This is a genomic window from Peptoanaerobacter stomatis, assembly GCF_000238095.2.
Taxonomy (GTDB): Bacteria; Bacillota; Clostridia; order Peptostreptococcales; family Filifactoraceae; genus Peptoanaerobacter; species Peptoanaerobacter stomatis_A.
Map to the genome: position 1 here is coordinate 1,658,301 of NZ_JH815225.1, position 19,973 is coordinate 1,678,273.

General features: G+C 31.2%; 15 protein-coding genes. 10 read left to right on the forward strand and 5 right to left on the reverse strand.

Annotation, left to right across the window (positions count from 1 at the left end; all coding sequences use genetic code 11):
- The first annotated feature begins 64 nt into the window (after positions 1 to 64).
- On the forward strand, positions 65 to 655 hold the full coding sequence (locus tag HMPREF9630_RS07295) for a class I SAM-dependent methyltransferase (RefSeq protein ID WP_009527861.1): 591 nt from the start codon (positions 65 to 67) through the stop codon (positions 653 to 655).
- Between the two features lie 251 nt (positions 656 to 906).
- Here HMPREF9630_RS07295 and HMPREF9630_RS07300 read toward each other — a convergent pair whose 3' ends face one another.
- Positions 907 to 1,113 carry a TOBE domain-containing protein gene (locus tag HMPREF9630_RS07300; protein WP_009526002.1) on the reverse strand — a complete coding sequence of 69 codons (207 nt, stop codon included), beginning with the start codon at positions 1,111 to 1,113 and terminating at the stop codon, positions 907 to 909.
- Between the two features lie 214 nt (positions 1,114 to 1,327).
- Positions 1,328 to 3,442: a ribonuclease R gene (rnr, locus tag HMPREF9630_RS07305; protein WP_009527862.1), complete on the reverse strand. Its 2,115-nt coding sequence runs from the start codon at positions 3,440 to 3,442 to the stop codon at positions 1,328 to 1,330.
- A 147-nt stretch (positions 3,443 to 3,589) separates the two neighbouring features.
- On the opposite strand from rnr, the gene hydA reads away from it, so the two are divergent.
- Positions 3,590 to 4,969: a dihydropyrimidinase gene (gene hydA, locus HMPREF9630_RS07310; protein WP_009527863.1), complete on the forward strand. Its 1,380-nt coding sequence runs from the start codon at positions 3,590 to 3,592 to the stop codon at positions 4,967 to 4,969.
- 149 nt (positions 4,970 to 5,118) lie between these two features.
- Here the strand turns inward: hydA and HMPREF9630_RS07315 are convergent, their stop codons facing one another.
- Complete coding sequence (locus HMPREF9630_RS07315) at positions 5,119 to 6,357, reverse strand: D-alanyl-D-alanine carboxypeptidase family protein (RefSeq protein WP_009527864.1); 1,239 nt, start codon at positions 6,355 to 6,357, stop codon at positions 5,119 to 5,121.
- Between the two features lie 425 nt (positions 6,358 to 6,782).
- Between HMPREF9630_RS07315 and HMPREF9630_RS07320 the strand changes: the two genes are divergently transcribed.
- The 6 genes from HMPREF9630_RS07320 to HMPREF9630_RS07345 all read left to right on the forward strand — a co-directional run bounded on the left by HMPREF9630_RS07320 (position 6,783) and on the right by HMPREF9630_RS07345 (position 12,851).
- Positions 6,783 to 7,805, forward strand: a complete 1,023-nt coding sequence (locus HMPREF9630_RS07320; RefSeq protein WP_009527865.1) for a methionine ABC transporter ATP-binding protein — start codon at positions 6,783 to 6,785, stop codon at positions 7,803 to 7,805.
- Entirely contained in the window at positions 7,789 to 8,463 is a 675-nt protein-coding gene (locus HMPREF9630_RS07325; RefSeq protein ID WP_009527866.1) for a methionine ABC transporter permease, read from the forward strand. The genes HMPREF9630_RS07320 and HMPREF9630_RS07325 overlap by 17 nt, the downstream gene beginning before the upstream one ends.
- Before the next feature lie 307 nt (positions 8,464 to 8,770).
- Positions 8,771 to 9,619: a MetQ/NlpA family ABC transporter substrate-binding protein gene (locus tag HMPREF9630_RS07330; RefSeq protein ID WP_009527867.1), complete on the forward strand. Its 849-nt coding sequence runs from the start codon at positions 8,771 to 8,773 to the stop codon at positions 9,617 to 9,619.
- Positions 9,620 to 9,752: 133 nt separating this feature from the next.
- The gene (locus HMPREF9630_RS07335; RefSeq protein ID WP_009527868.1) at positions 9,753 to 10,940 is read left to right on the forward strand and encodes a M20 family metallopeptidase; all 1,188 of its coding nucleotides are present in this window, start codon (positions 9,753 to 9,755) and stop codon (positions 10,938 to 10,940) included.
- Between the two features lie 458 nt (positions 10,941 to 11,398).
- Positions 11,399 to 11,902: a YaaR family protein gene (locus tag HMPREF9630_RS07340; RefSeq protein WP_009527869.1), complete on the forward strand. Its 504-nt coding sequence runs from the start codon at positions 11,399 to 11,401 to the stop codon at positions 11,900 to 11,902.
- Between the two features lie 46 nt (positions 11,903 to 11,948).
- Positions 11,949 to 12,851 carry an acetyltransferase domain-containing protein gene (locus HMPREF9630_RS07345; RefSeq protein ID WP_009527870.1) on the forward strand — a complete coding sequence of 301 codons (903 nt, stop codon included), beginning with the start codon at positions 11,949 to 11,951 and terminating at the stop codon, positions 12,849 to 12,851.
- A 145-nt stretch (positions 12,852 to 12,996) separates the two neighbouring features.
- On the opposite strand, the gene HMPREF9630_RS07350 is transcribed toward HMPREF9630_RS07345, so the two are convergent.
- Complete coding sequence (locus HMPREF9630_RS07350; protein ID WP_009527871.1) at positions 12,997 to 13,575, reverse strand: TetR/AcrR family transcriptional regulator; 579 nt, start codon at positions 13,573 to 13,575, stop codon at positions 12,997 to 12,999.
- A gap of 23 nt (positions 13,576 to 13,598) precedes the next feature.
- Complete coding sequence (locus tag HMPREF9630_RS07355) at positions 13,599 to 15,098, reverse strand: leucyl aminopeptidase (RefSeq protein WP_009527872.1); 1,500 nt, start codon at positions 15,096 to 15,098, stop codon at positions 13,599 to 13,601.
- Between the two features lie 674 nt (positions 15,099 to 15,772).
- Between HMPREF9630_RS07355 and HMPREF9630_RS07360 the strand changes: the two genes are divergently transcribed.
- Both HMPREF9630_RS07360 and HMPREF9630_RS07365 read left to right on the forward strand, forming a co-directional pair.
- Complete coding sequence (locus tag HMPREF9630_RS07360; RefSeq protein WP_009527873.1) at positions 15,773 to 16,816, forward strand: ORF6N domain-containing protein; 1,044 nt, start codon at positions 15,773 to 15,775, stop codon at positions 16,814 to 16,816.
- Positions 16,817 to 17,329: 513 nt separating this feature from the next.
- Positions 17,330 to 19,798: a stalk domain-containing protein gene (locus tag HMPREF9630_RS07365; RefSeq protein WP_009527874.1), complete on the forward strand. Its 2,469-nt coding sequence runs from the start codon at positions 17,330 to 17,332 to the stop codon at positions 19,796 to 19,798.
- Positions 19,799 to 19,973: the final 175 nt, after the last annotated feature.

The following is a 19,973-nucleotide window of genomic DNA, read 5'->3' on the forward strand; positions in this document are numbered from 1 at the left end:
AAATAAAAAATATTATAGTTAACAGCATAATAAATATGCTTTATTATAAAAATTTAGGAGAGTTATGGAACAAGTAAATAATGATATAAAAGAGTTTTTTAACATTAAAGCGTCAAATTGGGATAATGAATCCAAGGCTGATGACAATCTTTTGAAAGCCATATTTGAAATAACCGGCATAAAAAATAATATGAAAGTTTTGGATATAGGTTGCGGAACAGGAGTGTTGTTTGGAAGTTTATTGAAATACGTTCCAAGTGAAATAGTAGGAGTTGATATATCCGATAAAATGCTCGAGATAGCAAGAAAAAAATATAGGCATTTCGACAACATAAAATTCAAAAATATGGATGTTTTGGAATTGGATGAAAATGATTTTGATATAGTCTACATATACAATGCTTATCCGCATATCATGGATGTTGAAAAATTAAAATTTAAATTGAAACAAGTTTGTAAAATAGGAGCGAGAATAACCGTAGCACATGGAAAAAGCAGAAATTTTATAGAAAATATACATAAAAATGTTGGAAATAATATATCAAGAACGCTTAGAGATGTGAATACTGAAACAAAATTTTGGGAAGATATGTTGAATATTGACATATCAATAGATACTGACAAATTTTATATGTTTTCAGGAACAGTTAAATAAATTTAACTCATAATCATATGTACTGATGAGAGTTTTTTGTATTTGAAGGTATTATTTTATTGACTGTAAATAATTTTGTTGTAATGTAATTATATGATTATTTAATATTTTTAGTATAAAAAGTTATATGATGATAGAATACAATATTTTTTAAATGATGTTCAAATTGTGAAAATATCGTATAGAAAATAGTATAAACGAAAAGGGACTGCTGATATGATTTTTATTATTTTTCAACAGTCCCTTTAAAACTATTCTATTCCAACCATTACATTAGATGCTTTTATTATTGCATATGCTTCTTTGCCTTCTGCAAGACCAAGCTCTTTTACAGCCTCGTTTGTTATAGATGAGCTTATTACGTTACCGCCGATATCTATCTTAACTATTGAGTGAACAGCTCCTTCTGTTATTTTTACTACTTTTCCTTTGAATTGATTTCTTGCACTTATTTTCATAGTTAAATCTCCTTATTTTGTATTTATTATAGAATAAATTTATTAACAATCTAATCAGATTATTAATGCGGCAACTGTTAAACAGCAAATATAAAACTATTATAATGCTTATAAATTAGAATTCTATTGACTTATTAACAGTATAAAATTTGGAACCGATATAAATTCTATATAGTCAAATTATACACAAATTTTAAAATATTAAACATTTACTTTATTGTACTATCGCAAAATCCACTTCTCTGAATTCTTCCGATGTTCTTACTACCTTTACTTTTATTTTGTCACCCAAAGTGTATTTTTTGCCTGTGGATTTACCAATTACAGCATAGTTTGTTTCGTCAAATTCATATCGGTCATCCGTCATCTCTACAAATCTTACCAAGCCTTCAACGGTGTTGTCTAATCTTACAAATATACCGAAATTTGTAACTGAGGATATAACTCCTTCAAATGTATAGCCTACGAATTTTGTCATATACTGAGCTTTTCTCAAATCGTCTACTTGTCTTTCCGCATCGTCCGCCATTTGCTCCATAAGTGATGATTGCTCTGACGCTTTTGCTACTACACCGTCCAAATATTTTGCTCGTCTTTCGTCTATTTTGCCGTCCAAATATTCTTTTATTATCCTGTGTATTTGCAAGTCAGGGTATCTTCTTATAGGTGATGTGAAATGGCAGTAATATTTAAGCGATAGTGAAAAGTGGCCGAGACATATCGGGCTGTATCTTGCTTTTTTTAGTGAACGAAGCAATAGCGTGGATATTACTTCCTCTTCTTTTTTTCCATTTAAGCTGTCTAATAAATCTTGTAATTGCTTAGGGTGTACATCGTCATCTATCTTGAGTTTATAATTGTAAGTTTCCAAAATCGGCAAGAGTTTTCTGAGTTTGTCTACGTCAGGATATTCGTGTACTCTATATACGAACGGTACAGATGCCCAATAAAATTCTTCGGCTATAGTTTCGTTTGTTATGAGCATAAATTCTTCGATTATTTTGTTTCCTATTCTTCTATCTTCAGGTCTTATGTCTATTACATTTTTATTTTCGTCCATTTCTATAGAGCTTTCCGGAAAATTAAAATCCATTGCTCCTCTTGCAAATCTGTGTTCTCTTAGTAGTTTTGCAAGTTCATCGCTCAAAGTGAGAACTTCTCTTAAAATTTCACCTTTTTTTAATACGGTTTCATCTCCGTTTTCTAAAAAATCGGATACTTCTGTATATACCAATCTTGCGTGTGAGTTTATTATACTTTTTTGTATTTTATGATTTACTACTTTGCCTTTGTCATCTATTTCCATTATGCAAGACAGTGCCAATCTGTCAACGTTCGGATGAAGTGAGCAGACTCCGTTTGACAATTTTTCGGGGAGCATAGGCACTACAGTGTCAACTAAATATACAGATGTGCCACGTCTAAACGCCTCTGAATCGAGTGCGGTATTTTCGGTTACATATTCTGATACGTCCGCTATATGTACACCGAGCGAGTAATTGCCGTTTTGTAGTTTTGATATGGATATTGCATCGTCCAAATCTTTTGCATCCCAGCCGTCTATTGTGAATATGAATTCATCTCTCAAATCAAGTCTATCTTGAATTTTACTCATATTTATATCTTCAGGTATTCTACTTACTTCTTTTAAAACTTTTGCAGGGAAATTTTCGCTCAATTTATTTTCTGCAAATATGGCTTTGAAATATACATCTTTGTCATTTTTATCAGCTATTATTTTTATTATTTTGCCCTCCGCTTTTTTTTCGCTTTGAGCATACTGATATATTTCACATTCTACTGTATCGCCTTCTCTTGCTCCGTTTTCGTATTTTTTAGGTATGTATATATCTGATGTTATCTTTCGGCTTAGCGGTATAACGAATCCGTAGTCTTTTTGTCTTTGGTATCTGCCTATTACAGTGTCTATATTTCTTTGTAATATCTGTACCACTTTTCCTTCAGCTTTCTGATCGTCTTTTTGCGGTCTTGTGATTTCGATTAATACCTTATCTTTGTCCATTGCGCCCATTAAGTCGGATCTTGATACGAATATATCTCTTTCGTCAAGTGACGGTCTTATGAACGCAAAGCCTTTTTGCGTCATAAGCACTATACCTGCTTTCATACCCAATTTTTCCGGTACGGTGTATTTTTGCTTTTTAGGAGTTTTGACTACAAGACCGTCTTCTACCATTTCGTTCAATATATTTTGTACTTCATCTGCTTGTATATCTTGAAAAAAAGCACATATTTCATCAAAATCTTGAGGATGTGTATCTTTTTTTGACAGGAAATCTATCAAACTTTCCTTTAAATCTTCGCTCATAACTACCCCCTATGTAAATAAAATGATATTGCTTAACAAATAAAAATAATCGTCTTGAAAATTTTTATAAAATATCTATAATAATATTATATCATAGATTGAAAATTTTATTTATAATTAAAATTTATAAAGATACAGGAGATAATTATGCTGACTTTAATTAAAAACGGAAATGTAGTGACTTCAAGTGAAACGTTTGTATCCGATATACTTATAGAAGATGAAATTATAAAAGCTATAGGTAAGTTTGACGAAAAAATTGCAGATGTGGTGATAGATGCAACCGGCAAATATGTAATGCCGGGAGCAATAGATGCACATACACATATGGAGCTTAGACAATCGGAAAAATTTACAAGTGTAGATGATTTTTACACAGGTACTGTTGCAGCGGCTTGCGGAGGTACAACTACAATTATAGATCATATAGCATTCGGACCTGCCGGTTGTAACTTGCATTACAGCATAGACAGATACAAGGAGCTTGCCGAAAAATCGGCAATAGATTATGCTTTCCATGGAGTTATTCAACACGTGGATGACGAAATAATAAAAGAACTTGAGAATATTGTAGAAAACGAAGGTATAATAAGTTTTAAAGCATACAGCACATACGGTTTTCCTACTACAGACGAAGGATTTTACAGAATTTTGCAAAGTATGAAAAAAACAGGCGGAGTATTGACCGTACACTGTGAAAATCACGAGATAACAAACTATCTTCAAAAAAAATTTGTACAAGAGGGAAAAACAGAGCCTATATATCACGCACTCAGCAGACCTAATAATGCAGAAAGCGAAACAGTGGGAAGGTTGATACAACTATCCGAGCTTGCAGATGACAGCAATCTTTATATAGTGCATACCTCAGCTAAGGAGTCAATAGATCAGATAAAATTGGCAAGAGAAAAAGGACTTAAAAATTTAAAAGTCGAAACTTGTCCGCAATATTTACTCTTAACAGACGATTGCTACAAAAAAGAAAATGATGAAGGGCTCAAATACATGATGGCTCCACCGCTTAGGAAAAAAGAAGACAATGAGGTTCTTTGGACAGCAGTGCAAGACGGTACAGTCGATGTTATAGCGACAGATCATTGTCCGTTTTATTTTTCAGAAAAATTGGAAGGCAAAGGCAATTTTACAAAAGCACCCGGAGGAGCACCGGGAGTGGAGGAAAGAGTAAGACTTATATTCACATATGGAGTTTGCAAAAATAAAATCTCAGTCAACAAATTTGTAGAGCTTATGTGCGAAAATCCTGCAAGAATATTCGGAATGTATCCAAAAAAAGGTACGATAATGCCAAACGCAGATGCAGATATAATGATAATAGACGATAAAGTATCGGAAAAGCTTAAGCAAGTGAATTTACACTCAGCTTGCGACTATACACCGTATGAAGATTTTGAAGTGAGCTGTAAGATTGATTGTGTATTATCAAGAGGTAAGATTGTATATCAAGACGGTCATTTCAAAGGTGAAAAAGGCTATGGCAAATTTGTCCATAGAAAACCTGTAAAATAAGTCTGTTTCTGAGCATTAAAAATTTATATAAAAATAATTATCCATAATTTTATTAGAAAATGGCATTAGTTTTAGATTTATAAACAAAGCGATTAGAAAATTTTTTCTAATCGCTTTGTTGTAAAATTAAAAAATATTTAGAATTTTAGCTATTTAATTGGATTCTCGTATAAATCTACATTATCTGTTACAGTTTCAACCATATCATTTTGAGTTTCATTTATACCATCTTGAAAAATCATAGAATAGCTGTCATACATTTCGTTGCCGAACCACAGTTGAGCCGTTATTATCATAGGTTCATCATCATTTTTTGACACCTCGATTTGACCGAGGTTGGAATAATTCATATCTCTTATGCTGTTTGCAAGGTACGGTTCACCGTTTATAAACCATCTGACCTTTCCTGTAAAGTTGTTTATATTTTTAAGCTTTTTATTCATCAAAGTAATTTTAAATTTATCTCCGTTTAAAGGATTTTTTTTATCTGACGATATTTGTGTTTCAGTCAATCTGCTGTCATTTTTCCAATATTGATTAAAATCATTTTTCCATCCGAACTCAAACATAGAAGTTATATCTGAAAATCTGTTGGCAGTAGGGGTATTTATTGTTACGGCAATCAGTCTTTTATCACCTCTTTTTGCAACTCCTATAAAATTGGCATTGTAAGAGCTGTACGTACCTGTCTTTAATCCTTCTATTCCATAATATCCGTTATTTAAAAGCATATTGGTGGATTTTTTTAAAATGCCGTGTACATATACGCTACTGAGCATAGTCATACTTTTTATTTCGTTTTCATAGTTTTCGTAGATGTATTTTCCGAGTTTTAACATAGATTTTGCAGTAGTTGTATTATTTTCACTCATACCTGCCGGATCTACAAAATATCCGTTCATTCCTATTTTTTCTGCTAAAGCATTCATCTTTGTTGCAAATTCGGCTGTAGAGCCTGAAATATGTTCGCCGATGGCTACAATAGAAGCATTTCCTGAAAATACAACAGCGTTATTCAATAAATCTCTGACTGTTTGTATTTCTCCTGCTTTAAAACTTTCGTGTCCGGACCACATAGGATTGTTTGAAATAGCTGCTGCATTTGCACTTATAACGACTTTATCGTCCATATTAAGATTACCTGCTTTTATTTCATCAAAAGCTACAGCTATAGCTAAAACTTTGGTCATTGATGCTATTGTCCTTTGAGAATCACCGTCTTTACTCCATAAGACAGCCCCGCTGTCAAAGTCCATAACAGCTCCTGCTCCACCTGCGATAACAGGGAAATTGGAAATTTTTATATCATCTGCAAAAACATTTACGCTTTGTAAAGTAAAAGCAAATATAAAAATGGATAAAAATAGATTTAACTTGAAATTTTTCACTCTTCAACCTCTCAAAAAAATATTTACGCTAAGCACTATTACAAATTATGAAATATCTAAGCTTTATATAATTTGCCACTTAAAAAAACATAAATCTTTAACTGCATAATTTAATGTACTTTTAATTAGTGTTTAGTATTGTACTATAAATATAATGAAAAATTAAAAATTTTTTAACATAATATTTTAATTATATCATTTTTTGTTGTTTTTTTGCAATTATAAATTTAAGACGCTAATACAATGAAGTGATATAAGTTTTATTTATAACTGATAATAAATATGATATATGTTGAAATTACTATATTTGTGTTGACTTTTTAAAATAAAAAATTATAATATACACATACTTAAATTTTAGTTATAAATTTTGGTTATACTTTATCTATTTAGGAGAGATTAATTTGTATTAGAGGAGCAAGTCAATGATTAAAATAAAAAATGTCAATAAGACATTTTCACTTAAAGATAGAAAGGTTCATGCACTTAGCGATGTATCTCTTACCATAAAGCAGGGAGATATATACGGAGTCATAGGATATAGCGGTGCCGGTAAAAGTACACTTATAAGGCTTATAAACGCAATAGAAACTCCGGACAGCGGGAGTGTTCATATAAATGAAACCGACATAAATGCTCTTGATGAGAAAAACTTAAGAGAGCTGAGAAAAAAAATAGGTATGATATTTCAGAGTTTTAATTTATTAAACAGCGCCAACGTATATGATAATATTGCGGCTCCACTTAGAAATCACACAGGACTTAGTAAGAATGAGATAGACGCAAAGGTAAAAAGCCTACTGAAATTGGTGGATTTATCTGATAAAGAATTTGCATATCCGAGCCAGTTAAGTGGAGGTCAAAAACAAAGAGTGGCAATAGCAAGAGCTTTGTCAAACGATCCGCAGATACTGCTCTGTGATGAAGCTACATCTGCACTTGATCCGAATACTACAAAATCTATACTGGATTTGATAAAAAAGATAAACAAAGAATTTGGCATAACAGTTGTATTGATAACACATCAAATGGATGTAGTGAAATATGTATGCAACAAAGTATCAGTTATGGAAAAAGGGAGTATAGTGGAGCAAGGCGATATAGCGGAAGTGTTCATACATCCTAAAAATGAAGTTACAAAAGAATTTATATCACAAAGCAGACACCAAGATGAGATTCATAAAAAGCAAAAAGAGCTTAAAAAAGATTTTTACAGATTAAACTTCATAGGAGAAAATGCGGATGATCCTTTTATAGCAGGATTATACAGCAAGTTTAACGTAATTACGAGCATACTTTTTGCCAATATAGAAAAGCTTTATGAGACAACATATGGAAGTTTGGTGGTTACGATAGAAGGGGAACAAAAAAATGTAGAGGACACAATTGAGTATTTGACAAGCAATAATGTATTTGTGGAGGTGATGAGATATGATAGAGAAAATTAGCGAAGATTTAGTAAGGTATGGACCTTCACTTATAAAAGCGTTTAAAGATACCTGTATAATGGTAGGCATATCAGGAATATTTGCAACAATAATAGGCACACCTATAGGAGTTATACTGGCTGTTACAAATGAAGGCGGACTTTTAAAAAATAAATATGTTTATTCAATATTGTCCAAGATAATAAACGTACTTCGTTCCATACCGTTTGTAATATTGGTAGCATCAATACCTTGGCTTGTAAGGGCGATAGTACACACTACCATAGGGGTAAAAGGCGCAGTAATTCCGCTTATAATTGCCTCATCACCGTTTATGGCAAAGCAAGTTGAACTTGCATTGTTAAAAGTGGATAAAGGAGTTATAGAAGCATATACTGCGATGGGATTCAGCAAGATTGACATTATAGTAAAAGTGCTTTTAAGAGAAGGTTTAGGCGGAATAATACAAGGCGTGACATTATCAATGGTAGGTCTTATAGGATATTCAGCAATAGCAGGTACGGTAGGTGGAGGAGGTCTTGGAGATTTTGCCATAAGATATGGTTACAATATGTTCAATCCTTACCTTATGACACTTACCTTAATCATAATAATAATGTTGGTGTTTATTGTGCAATTTATAGGGGATTTTGCTTATCAAAAAATAAGCAATCACTAAATTTTAATTTATCAGCTTGCCTAATTTAGTTGGACTTCGCATCAAGTCTCAGTTATGTACCCTAAGTACGTGCCTTTGACTTTCGCTAGTTCGCCTCGTTATCCAAGTGCTAAATTAAAATTAATACTATATGTTTTATAAAAAAAGTTTTACTCAAGCAAAAGAAAATACTATAAAAATCAAAATATTTAAAAATATTATAATGACGGATTGAAGACTGAATTAAATTCAATTAAACAACTAATTCTATAAGCTTTTTGATTTATAAAAGCTCATAAATAATAAATGTAAAATATGGAGGAATAAAATGAAAAAAAATATTAAAAAATTATTGGCGTTGGCATTATCATCTGCTTTGCTTTTAGCAGGATGCTCAAGTGGAGAAAAAAATGGAAAAGATGAGCAAAAACAAGGAGAGTTAAGAAAATATAAATTAGGAGTCAACGGAACAGATCATTCAGCTTGGGAAGATATAAGACAAAGACTTAATAAACAAGGGATTGATTTAGAATTTGTGGAATTTGCAGATTATATTCAACCAAACAAAGCATTGTCATCAGGAGATATAGACTTGAATGCTTTCCAAACGGAAATATACTTTAACAGTTTTATAAAGGAAAACAATATAGATAATCTTACATCTATCGGATATACAGTTGTAGCACCTATGGGAGTATATTCATCAAAAGTAAAAGACTTAAAAGAGTTGAAATCAGATAAACCTCTTAAAGTAGCAATACCTAACGATACGTCAAATGGCGGACGTGCATTGAAGTTTTTAGAATCATTGGGATATATAAAAGTTGATGAGAGCAAAGGCAATTTACCTTCAGTATTGGATATAACAGAATATACTATACCTGTTGAAATAATAGAAATGGCAGCAAATCAAATACCTGCATCGCTTCCGGATTTAGATTTTGGGATAATAAACAATGGAGTTGCATACGAGGCAGGACTTACAATAGCAAAAGATGCTATCGCATACGAAGATTATAAAGAAGAAAGAATGAGAGATTATTGGAATATAATTGCAGCAAGAAAAGAAGATGCCGAAAAAGAAGATTTTAAACTTATAGTAAAAGAATATCAAACAGATGCTACAAAAGAAGCGCTTGATAGACAATACGGCGGTCAAACAATACCTGTATGGTAAAATGAGGTGTGCTTATCAACTATAGATAATTGACAAATATAATTAATTGTTTAAAATTAAATTCAGTGCAATACATTTTACAAAACGGTGTTATTGATGTATCATTCTTTGAAAAAAAGGAAAGGCGATAAATATGAGTTATAAAGAAAAAATAAGCAAATTTATAGATGAACATATAGATGAATATAAGCAAATAGCACTTAAAATTCATGATAAGCCGGAAGTCAGCAACTATGAATTTGAAGCTTGCAAATTGCTTTCGGAAAAATTAGGAGAAGAAGGCTTTGATGTAAAAGTAGATGTTGCAGGACACAGAACAGGATTTACTGCAACATATAAATCAAGAAAAAAAGGCCCTGTGATAGCTTTTTTAGCTGAATATGATGCACTTGTAGGCATAGGACACGCTTGCGGACATAATTTGTTCGGAGCAAACAGCAGTTTGGCAGCGGCAGGACTTAAAAGCGTCATTGATGAAGTAGGCGGAGAAGTAAGAGTATATGGAACTCCCGGCGAAGAAGGTGGAGAAAACAGCAGTGCAAAGGGCAGTTTTGTACGAGAAGGATTTTTTAAAGATGTAGATGTGGCTCTTTGTGCACATCCTGCTGACAGAAATGCTGTGAGCAGTAATCTCCTTGCAATAATTCCGCTTACAGTAAGATTTTTCGGCAAACCTGCACACTCAGCGGCATCGCCTGAGCAAGGCATAAATGCACTTGACGCTGTAATACAAGTGTTTAACGGAGTAAATGCACTTCGTCAACACGTTACACCTGATGTAAGAATACATGGTATAATCACCTCAGGCGGAGATGCACCCAATATAGTACCAGAATTTGCAGAGGCTAAGTTTTATCTGAGAGCAAATACAAAAAAACAAGTAGAAGAATTGAGAATAAAATTTGACAATATAGTAAAAGGCGCCGGACTTCAAACAGGAGCAAGAGGAGAGCTGATACAAGAAGAAAACAGCGTGGACGATATGGTAATGACAAGGACATTAGATGAAATATATGCCAAAAATGTAGAAGACTTGGGTTATGAAATAGACCATTTCGGCAAGAAAAGTATAGGCTCATCAGATGTAGGAAACGTATCATATGTCGTGCCTACAATACAACCAAGTTTTAGAATATCTTTAGACAAAATAGTGGGGCATACAGAAGGTTTTAAGCAGGCATCTTGCAGTGAATACGGCTTGGAATCTATAAGATTTTGCTCAAAAGCGTTGGCTTATACTGCTTTAGAACTTATATTAGACAAAAATCTTTTGGAAGAAGTGAAAAAAGACTATCAAGAAAGTCTAAAAAAACTGATTTAAAACAAGGTTAATACAATAAAATTTATCATATTAAATATTTTTATATATGTAATTTTTAAGTATTTATATAATAAGATTAAATTATAAAAATTGATAAACCCTCTAAAACATTAAATACAAGCAAAAAATCTCTTATCTTTTTCGGTGAGAGATTTTTTGCTTTATTATTCTAAGAGCTAATAGAATAATGGGAAATATCAAATATATAAAACTTAGAAATATATCATTAATTTAGCTGATAAATTAAAATTAAAATTTAAGATAAGTTGTAAACAAGCCGATATAATAAAATAATACTTAAATCTGTTTACAAATATTGAAAATATATGTTTTTTAAACAAGTGTCAATAAAGTGTAAATAAAAACAATATAATAAAAAGCATTAAACATAGATAATTATACAATTTTTTTATTATAGACTAATAAAAATTTTCATATATAGATATATGGAGGATATAATGGAAGTTACAAATCAAGTGAACAATAATGCAGTTTCTCAAGTACAAAAAAATACAAATGCTCTAAAAAACTTGAAAATAGGAGAAGTAGAAGATTTAAAAAGTTTAGATAAACTAAATCCTAAGAAAAAATCAAGAACTGAGTTTATGGAAAAATTCGATAAAATAAAATCAGAGTCCGTAAAAGAAGAGCTTGAAAACATATTTGAAAAAATAACTGTGCAATCCGACAAAATAGGCGATAAAGTCTATTTGAAGGATATATTGGAATACAAAAAATTGGTAAAAGAGTTTTTAAATGTAGCCACACAAAACTCTCATCAATTCAGCAATGAAAATTTTCTCGACAGAAAAGGAAGATATAGAAATTACTCCATAGTAAAGACAGTGGACAGAGAGCTTGAAAGTCTTACAAAAGATTTTATAAACGGACAGATAGACCATATGGGAATATTGAAAAAAATGGACGATATAAGAGGAATGTTGCTTGATATAATGATGTAATACTAAGAGCTATTTAGATTAGATAATAGTACAAATTGGAGAGTTTATGTCTGATAGAATTTATATTATAGACTTTTTGCGCGGTTTTACTATAATTCATATGATTATCTATCACACGCTGTATGATTTAAAATATGTATTTTCTGTTAATATGCCGTTTTTTTCTACTAATTCATGGTATTTTTATCAGCAATACATATGTATGAGCTTTATATTTTTATCGGGATTTTCAACCAACTTTAGTAAAAAATTGCTAAGAAATGCTGTTAAGCTGAGTATAATATCAATAATTATAACCGTTGTGACAACTCTTGTGTCTGACGAGTTTGCAATTAAATTCGGTATTATACATTTCTTAGCTTTTTCTATGCTTGCAATATTCTTTGTGAAAAAAATAGAAGATAAAAGTACAAACAGCCATAAAAATTGCAGTAAAAATAGATTTCAAAATGAAACTGATGACAAGACTTTTAAAAAGCTTGGAAATAAAACAGATATTAAATATGCAATATATTCGCTGATAACGCTCGGTATATTCATAGTTTTAAAAAGTAAATATTTTTTGAAAAGCGACATTTATGTAGGTATATACAATTTTATGCAAGAACTTCCGCTTTCGTTTATATATGGTTTTCCAAGAGATGATTTTTATTCTGCTGATTATTTCCCGATACTTCCATGGATATTTTTGTCATTTACAGGCTATTTTACAGGTAGGTTCTATAAAGCTGTGAATACCGAAAAGATTTTTGAAAATCACAATAATACTTGTAAAATAAAAGATGAATTAAAGAGCCAAGAAAAAAGATATTTTAGTAGAATTTTCGGCAAAGATAAAATATCTGTGTTTATATGTGCTATGGGTAGGCACAGCCTGCTCATCTATGTACTTCATCAAGTGGTCATATATGGAGTGCTTTATATAATTTTTGAAATTATAATTAATTGATATAATCCCTTTCAAAAAATATATGCTCGAAAGTATAACTTTGATTTAAACGTAGTATATATTTGGGGCAATATTAGTATAAAATAGATATATAATAAAAAAACTTTAAACCAATTTTATTGATTTAAAGTTTTTTTATTTTTGCTTACTCGCTCACTGTTTCCGGTTTTGAGGGACGAAAAAACAGGCTGTAAAGCATTTCGGCTATTTGAGTTGCATTCATAGTTGTGCCTCTGCTGGCTATATATTTGATAAGTCCGACAGAGCCTGATATTATAAATGCCATTTGAGTTTCTCTATATTCTCTATCCAAGTTGTCAAAATGGAATGAGTGGTTACCTATTATGCTTTTTGATATAGAATTGTCAAAACGCTCTAAGAAGTATTTATTTTCTGTACATGAGAACATGACTTTTAGAAAGTATCTGTATTTTAATAAAGCCTCGGCTATTTTTTCAAGTATTATTATTTCATCTTCTTTTGTATCGTTTGATAGTTTAAAGTCAAGGTGTTCATCTATTAAGTCCATATTTTCATCTATTATAGATTTCAACAGTACGTCTTTATCTTTATAATGAAGATAGAAAGTATTTCTGTTTATCATAGCTTCATCTGCTATGTCTTGAATAGTTATTTTTCCGTAGTTCTCAGTTTCCAATAACGATAAAAATGCTCGTTTTATAGAACTTTGAGTACGTTCTATTCTCATGTCCTTTTTTCTCATATCTACTCCTTAATAATAAAAATTTAAATATTATTATCTTTTATTTTATTTTCAAAATATTTGTAAAGCATTAAAACATTTGCACCTGTACCGCCTTTAGGACGTATAGGTGTTTCTTTTTCTCCCCATGCGGAGCCTGCAATATCTAAATGTATTATAGGTGTTTCTTTTGCAAATTTTGTGACGAATAAGCCTGCTGTTATACTTCCGGCATATCTGCCACCTATATTATTTATGTCCGCAAAATCTGAGTCCAAAAGTTTTCTATAATCTTCATAGTATGGAAGTTGCCATACTTCATCAAGAGTTTCTTTTGACGCTTTTTTCAAATCATCATATAGGTAATCATATTTTGTTATTGCACCTGTTATTTCTTCTCCAAGTGCTACAAGCACCGCACCTGTAAGAGTAGAGAGTTCTATTATTTGAGAAACTTTTTCTTCTTGTATACTGTATGTTATTGCATCAGCAAGTGTCAAGCGTCCCTCTGCGTCTGTGTTTCCTATCTCTATATGTGTTTTATCCATAGAACATATTATATCGCCGGGCTTATATGCGTTGCCGGCAATCATATTTTCACAGCTTGCTATTACCGCTGTTATGTTGACTTTCAATTTTTTCCGTGCGATTAAATTAAGTGCACCTATTACTGTTGCAGAACCACCCATATCGCTTTTCATATCAAGCATTGAGCTTGTAGGTTTTATTGAATATCCGCCACTGTCATAGCACAAGCCTTTACCGACAAGACCGTATATTTTTTCGTCAGACGGATTGCCCTTATATCTTAAAACTATAAGTCTTGGAGGATTTGCAGAGCCTTTTGCTACTGATAAAAACGCACCCATTTCCATTTTTTCGATATATTTTTCATCGAAGATTTCTGCTTCATATCCATATTTTTCTGCTGATTCTTTTGCTTTTTGTGAGAGGATTTCAGGTGTCATATGATTTGCAGGTTCATTTATCAAATCTCTCGTATAATTTACGCATTCTGCTTCGATTTTTGCATCTTCTATCAAAGTGTCGGCATTATTTAAACAATTTTCTTTCAGTACAATTTTTATAATCGGCTCATTTTTTGCATCATCTGATTTTTTGTACTTGTCAAATTTATATTTTGATAAAATGATTGAGCGAATTACAGATTTTGCAAATAATTCATAAGATGTACGTTCTAAAGGTCTAAGAGCTATACATATAGCACCTTGATATAGCTTGGATGCGTATTTTGTAGCAGACACAAGCCCTTTTACAGCATCTTTAAGGTTTGCCTCAGCTTTTTTTCCCATGCCTAAGAGCAGTACATTTATAATTTTGCCCTCTAAAACTGTGTTGTAATAATATAATTCACCTTTTGAAGCTTTAAACTTTTCTTCCTTTATAGAGTTATTGGCTATGTCCAATACCTGAGAAGGAATGTCCAATTTGTTAAAGCTTATATCTTCCTTTTCAAAGCAAGGTAATATTACAAGGTTTTTTTTAAGCTCAAGCTCACTATTTTTTATTAATTCTATTTTCAAATTACACCTCTTTCTTACATAACCGACAGTTATGTAGTTATAATAAATTTAAGCATTTAGCATAGTTACTTTATACCGAAATTATACAAAAATAATCTTATTTTTAATTAAGTTTTGGATAAACTGTATTATACTAAATAAAAATAAAGAGTGTTGTAATATTTGTTGCATTATTAATACAACAAACATATTAAATAATATAATATGTGCAATGTTTAAAATATAATGCATTTTTAGGGAAATAGCAAGATATTAATCTGTAAAATTTATGTGAACTGCATTTATTTATTTTGTTTACAATCTATTTTATACGAGTTAAAAAAGATTTTTTATATATTTTATTGTTAAATGCTTATAATAGGTTTTAGTATGAGCGTATAAAAGTAAATCAAACGTAATTGGAAAATATAGAGATATATTGATATAATGAAATAAAAATATAAATTTAGAAAAAATAAAATAATTCTACCTAAACCTGAGTTTTACATAATACACAAGAGAATATAAAAAAAGAAAATAGGACAATAATAGTTTAGCGCATACAAAGAGTGTATTCTGATAGGTATATTTTGACAGTTTAAAATTTTCAAAAGGATTATGATGAATTTTATTACATTTATGATACAATATGGTCTATGAAATAGATTCGAAATTTGAATAAAGAGGATAAAGAAATGGATAAAAAAGATGGAATGATGATTATAAGTCAAGAAGGATTCTTGACAAAGATCTATACAATAAGGGGACAAAAGGTAATGCTTGACTTTGAATTAGCCGAAATCTATGGGTATGAAACAAAGGCTTTTAATCAGCAAGTAAAAAGAAATATTGAAAAATTTGATGAAGATTTTATGTTCCAATTAACTGATGAGGAAGTATCTGGACTTTCAAGGTCACAAAATGTGACCTTGAACAAAAGTGCAGGAAGAGGTAGTAATATTAAATACAATCCTCACGCATTTACTGAACAAGGAATTTATATGCTGATGACAGTTTTAAAAGGAGAGCTTGCTGTCAAGCAGAGTAAGGCACTGATTCGTACTTTTAAACAAATGAAAGACTACATTGTAGAAAATCAAGGGTTGATTGGTAAAAGAGAGTTTTTACAGCTTTCGATGCAGATTACAAGTAATGTTGTAGAAATGCAAGATTTAAGACGAGATTTAAGAGATGTGGAAGATCAGGTGGCGGAAGTTATGGACACCTTAAATAATGTGGTACATAAATCCGAACTGTCTGAACTGATTCTTGACCTCAGCAATCCACAGCTCAAATACGGATTTTTACTTTTGAACGGACAGCCGATCGAAGCAAATCTTGCATATAAAGACATTTACAGCATAGCAAAAAAGAGTATTTATATTGTAGATAACTACATCGGAGTGAAAACTTTAGTATTACTGAAAGATGTCCCTTCATCGGTAGAGATCATTATATTCAGCGATAATATCGGCAAAGGACTTCATACCATTGAATATCAGGATTTTTGCGAAGAATATCCTTTTAGAAAGATAAAATTTCAAAAATCCGGCGGAGAGTTTCACGACAGATATATTATTATCGACTGGAATACCAAGCATCAGCGAATCTATCATTGCGGAGCGTCTTCTAAAGATGCAGGTCAAAGAATCACAAGCATAACGGAAGTGGTCGATCAAATGATTTATACCGACCTTATAACCAACCTCTTGAAAAATCCGATTTTAAAGTTAAAATAAAAATAATGAAATTATTTCTATAATTAATAAGCTGTAATATAGATGTAAAGCATATGTAATTTGCAAAAAATAAGAAATTAATATATAATGTACACATACAATCAATGGACATCATACATATGATATTCATACTGATATTAAAGTCAATAAAACGATAGAAAATACTACTGTACAAATTTAACAAAGTATAAGGCTGTTTATTAATCTTATAATTTAACAGTTATATATATGTAGGTTTGTAACTCGTTTTTTTGAATAAGTCGGTATGATATTGGCATAAGTGTTTGATTGTATATAAGCTTATCTGTATAAGATATCCACGAATTATGACATAAAACTACATCTTATTTTACAACTACATTACAAAAACAAAAATCACTTGACGAGCAAAATTAGGAATGTTATAATTCACACTGTAATTAAATTAATTAAAAATTAAGAAAGCACATAATAATATTATGAGAGAGCGTAAGGCTCTAAAATAACATTATTATTTTAAGGGGGAAATTAAATATGAAGAGAAAATTATCTCTATTAATGGCATTTATGATGGCTGCTACATTGCTTCCAGCTCAGCCAGCATTTGCTGCAACAAGAAACGTAATAAACAAAACTATTACTACAACATCTGATGCTATAACAGATGAAACAACTGGAGTTGTACTTACTTTAGGTGTGGATAGTGCTGCGTCAATATATGGTGCTAAAGCAGGACAAAATTTTGAATTGCATTTAGATGGAGATGCAAAATGGACATATGGTTCAAAGGAACTTACTGATAAATATGCATATACTGATAATGTGTTATATCCGGCTAATTATCATACAAATGGTAATCCTGATTATCCAGGTCTAACAAAACCTTCTGACTTTGATGGTAAACAAATTAAAAACTTAAAAAATGCTAAAGTTCAAAAATTAACTGATTCTATACTTGGAGTACAAGTAATAGCGGATGGAAAAGTAGAAATACCTCTATTGGTTCAATTTAATGGAACTCCTGAAGGTGTTCAAAAAGTAAAAGTAGTGCCTAAAGATTCAGATGTTAGTACTGGTGAATATGCTTATGCAAATGTAGGTGCAGACTCTATAAAATTCAGAGTACAAAAGAAAGAAAAAATATCAAGAAGTGGTAACACTAAAGTACAATTGATACTTGATGAAATGACTCCACAAGCTTTTGATAAAAACCACTCTATAAATCTTAAATTACCAAGAGGGTTTACTTGGGATTTCTCTACAAGTGGAAAAACAGCATATACTGTAAGCAAAGCAAAAATAGATAAAGTTCCAAATTCTGATGACAGAATAGTGAAAATCACACCTGATAAATATACTGAACAATTGGATTCAATATATTTAAATATGTGCATAATACCTGATAGAGATGCAAAATTCGGTGATGTAGATGTAATAGTTCAAGAAAATTCAGATGTATCTCCAACTTCACTTGTAGTAGCTGAATATGTAGATTACGGTGTACAAGTAAAAGCTGAAAAAGTGCTTAATGTTATAGCAGGTAAAGATATAGAAGGTCTATACAAATCAAAACTTACTATAGAAGAACCTGCCACATCATCACTACAAGGCAACAGATATATGACATTCCAATTTGTAGATGAGAATGGTAAAGCGGTAGATGCATCATTACAAGATGGTGAAAAACTAAAGATAACAAAGAAATCTGGAGATAAAGAAACTAAACTTCAAATAGATAAATCATCTATAGAGAGAGTTGGCAATAAAGAATCAGGTAAAGTTGAAGATTATGATATAAAGACTTATGATAAAGACGGTAAAGGTAAAGATAATAAGATGGCAGATAAGTTCGACTTATATGTTACTCAACAATCTGAAACAACAAGAACTAAATTTGAATTAGAAGTGCCTTTTGTAGTTGATTCAGGATTTACTGGTAAACTATTCCTTAAAGTAAAAGGTGCAGGTGCTGAAGAACAATTAGTTCAAATAGCTGATGTTAAAGCTCCTGTTACATTTGAAGTAAAAGGTGCTCTTCCACAAGTTAAAATAGGTCTTCAAAAACAAGATGGACAAGACATACTTGTAAAAGAAACAGAAGCTGGAGCATTACAAGATTATGTTCCTGCAGGAATTAATTCAAATTATGCAGAATATAACCTTAAATTTGAAGATACTAATATCCAAACATACTTCAAGAGTGTAGCGTACACACTTGATGAAGGTAATATCGGAATCAAAAAAGTAGATAAGAAAGATAAATATATCTACGTTCAAGTAGAAAGAAGATCTACTAAACCTTCTGCAATAACATTTAAGAATATCAGTGTAACTCTTGACAGATCTGTTCCTTACGGTGAATTAAGACTTAAAGGAAACTTCGGTATAGTTGATGAAAGATATGACTTGAGCAAGACAGTTAAGAAATTTGATTACTTTACAACTATAACTCCGGTATCTGACGAAAAGAGAATAACTACAGTATTCACTATAGGTGAGAAATCTTATACAGAAGTAGTTCGTGGAGTTAAAGAAGCTAAGACTGCTGACGTTGCTCCATTCATCAAAGATAACAGAACAATGTTACCTGTAAGATATATAGCTGATGCTATAGGTGCAGTAGTTAACTATGACCCTACTACAAGAATAGCAACATTCCAAAAATATCAATCAGTAGTAACTATGAATATAGACAAGAATGTAATGTATGTAAATGGTTCTCCAGTACAACTTGATGCTAAACCAACTAACGTTGAAGGAAGAATATTCTTACCGGTAGCTAACATAGCTCAAGCGTTTGGTCTAAAACATGGCGAAACAATAATCTGGAATCAAGAAGCTAAGACTGTAACTATACTTCCTCAAGATGCAACACCTGAAGAAGTAAAAGCTGCTCAAGACGGAACAATCCTAAAAGATGCAAAAGAAGCTAAACCGGCTGAGGCTCCAAAAACTGAAGCTCCAAAAGCAGAAGAAAAGCCTGCTGAAACTCCAGCAAAATAGTAATTGAAACTATTAAAAGAGTGGTTAAACCTACTTGATAAAATAAAAAAATAGAGTATCGTATAGATACTCTATTTTTTTGTGTAAAGAAATATATGTTGTTATATCAAGCATTATTATAAATGTTTCTGTAATATAATTTTATACTATTTTTTAATAAAATTATGGATAACTT

Coding starts and splice junctions, on each gene's coding strand:
- HMPREF9630_RS07295 (WP_009527861.1), top strand. CDS start 65: ATGGAACAAGTAAATAATGATATAAAAGAGTTTTTTAACATTAAAGCG.
- HMPREF9630_RS07300 (WP_009526002.1), bottom strand. CDS start 1,113: ATGAAAATAAGTGCAAGAAATCAATTCAAAGGAAAAGTAGTAAAAATA.
- rnr (WP_009527862.1), bottom strand. CDS start 3,442: ATGAGCGAAGATTTAAAGGAAAGTTTGATAGATTTCCTGTCAAAAAAA.
- hydA (WP_009527863.1), top strand. CDS start 3,590: ATGCTGACTTTAATTAAAAACGGAAATGTAGTGACTTCAAGTGAAACG.
- HMPREF9630_RS07320 (WP_009527865.1), top strand. CDS start 6,783: ATGATTAAAATAAAAAATGTCAATAAGACATTTTCACTTAAAGATAGA.
- HMPREF9630_RS07325 (WP_009527866.1), top strand. CDS start 7,789: ATGATAGAGAAAATTAGCGAAGATTTAGTAAGGTATGGACCTTCACTT.
- HMPREF9630_RS07330 (WP_009527867.1), top strand. CDS start 8,771: ATGAAAAAAAATATTAAAAAATTATTGGCGTTGGCATTATCATCTGCT.
- HMPREF9630_RS07335 (WP_009527868.1), top strand. CDS start 9,753: ATGAGTTATAAAGAAAAAATAAGCAAATTTATAGATGAACATATAGAT.
- HMPREF9630_RS07340 (WP_009527869.1), top strand. CDS start 11,399: ATGGAAGTTACAAATCAAGTGAACAATAATGCAGTTTCTCAAGTACAA.
- HMPREF9630_RS07345 (WP_009527870.1), top strand. CDS start 11,949: ATGTCTGATAGAATTTATATTATAGACTTTTTGCGCGGTTTTACTATA.
- HMPREF9630_RS07350 (WP_009527871.1), bottom strand. CDS start 13,575: ATGAGAAAAAAGGACATGAGAATAGAACGTACTCAAAGTTCTATAAAA.
- HMPREF9630_RS07360 (WP_009527873.1), top strand. CDS start 15,773: ATGGATAAAAAAGATGGAATGATGATTATAAGTCAAGAAGGATTCTTG.
- HMPREF9630_RS07365 (WP_009527874.1), top strand. CDS start 17,330: ATGAAGAGAAAATTATCTCTATTAATGGCATTTATGATGGCTGCTACA.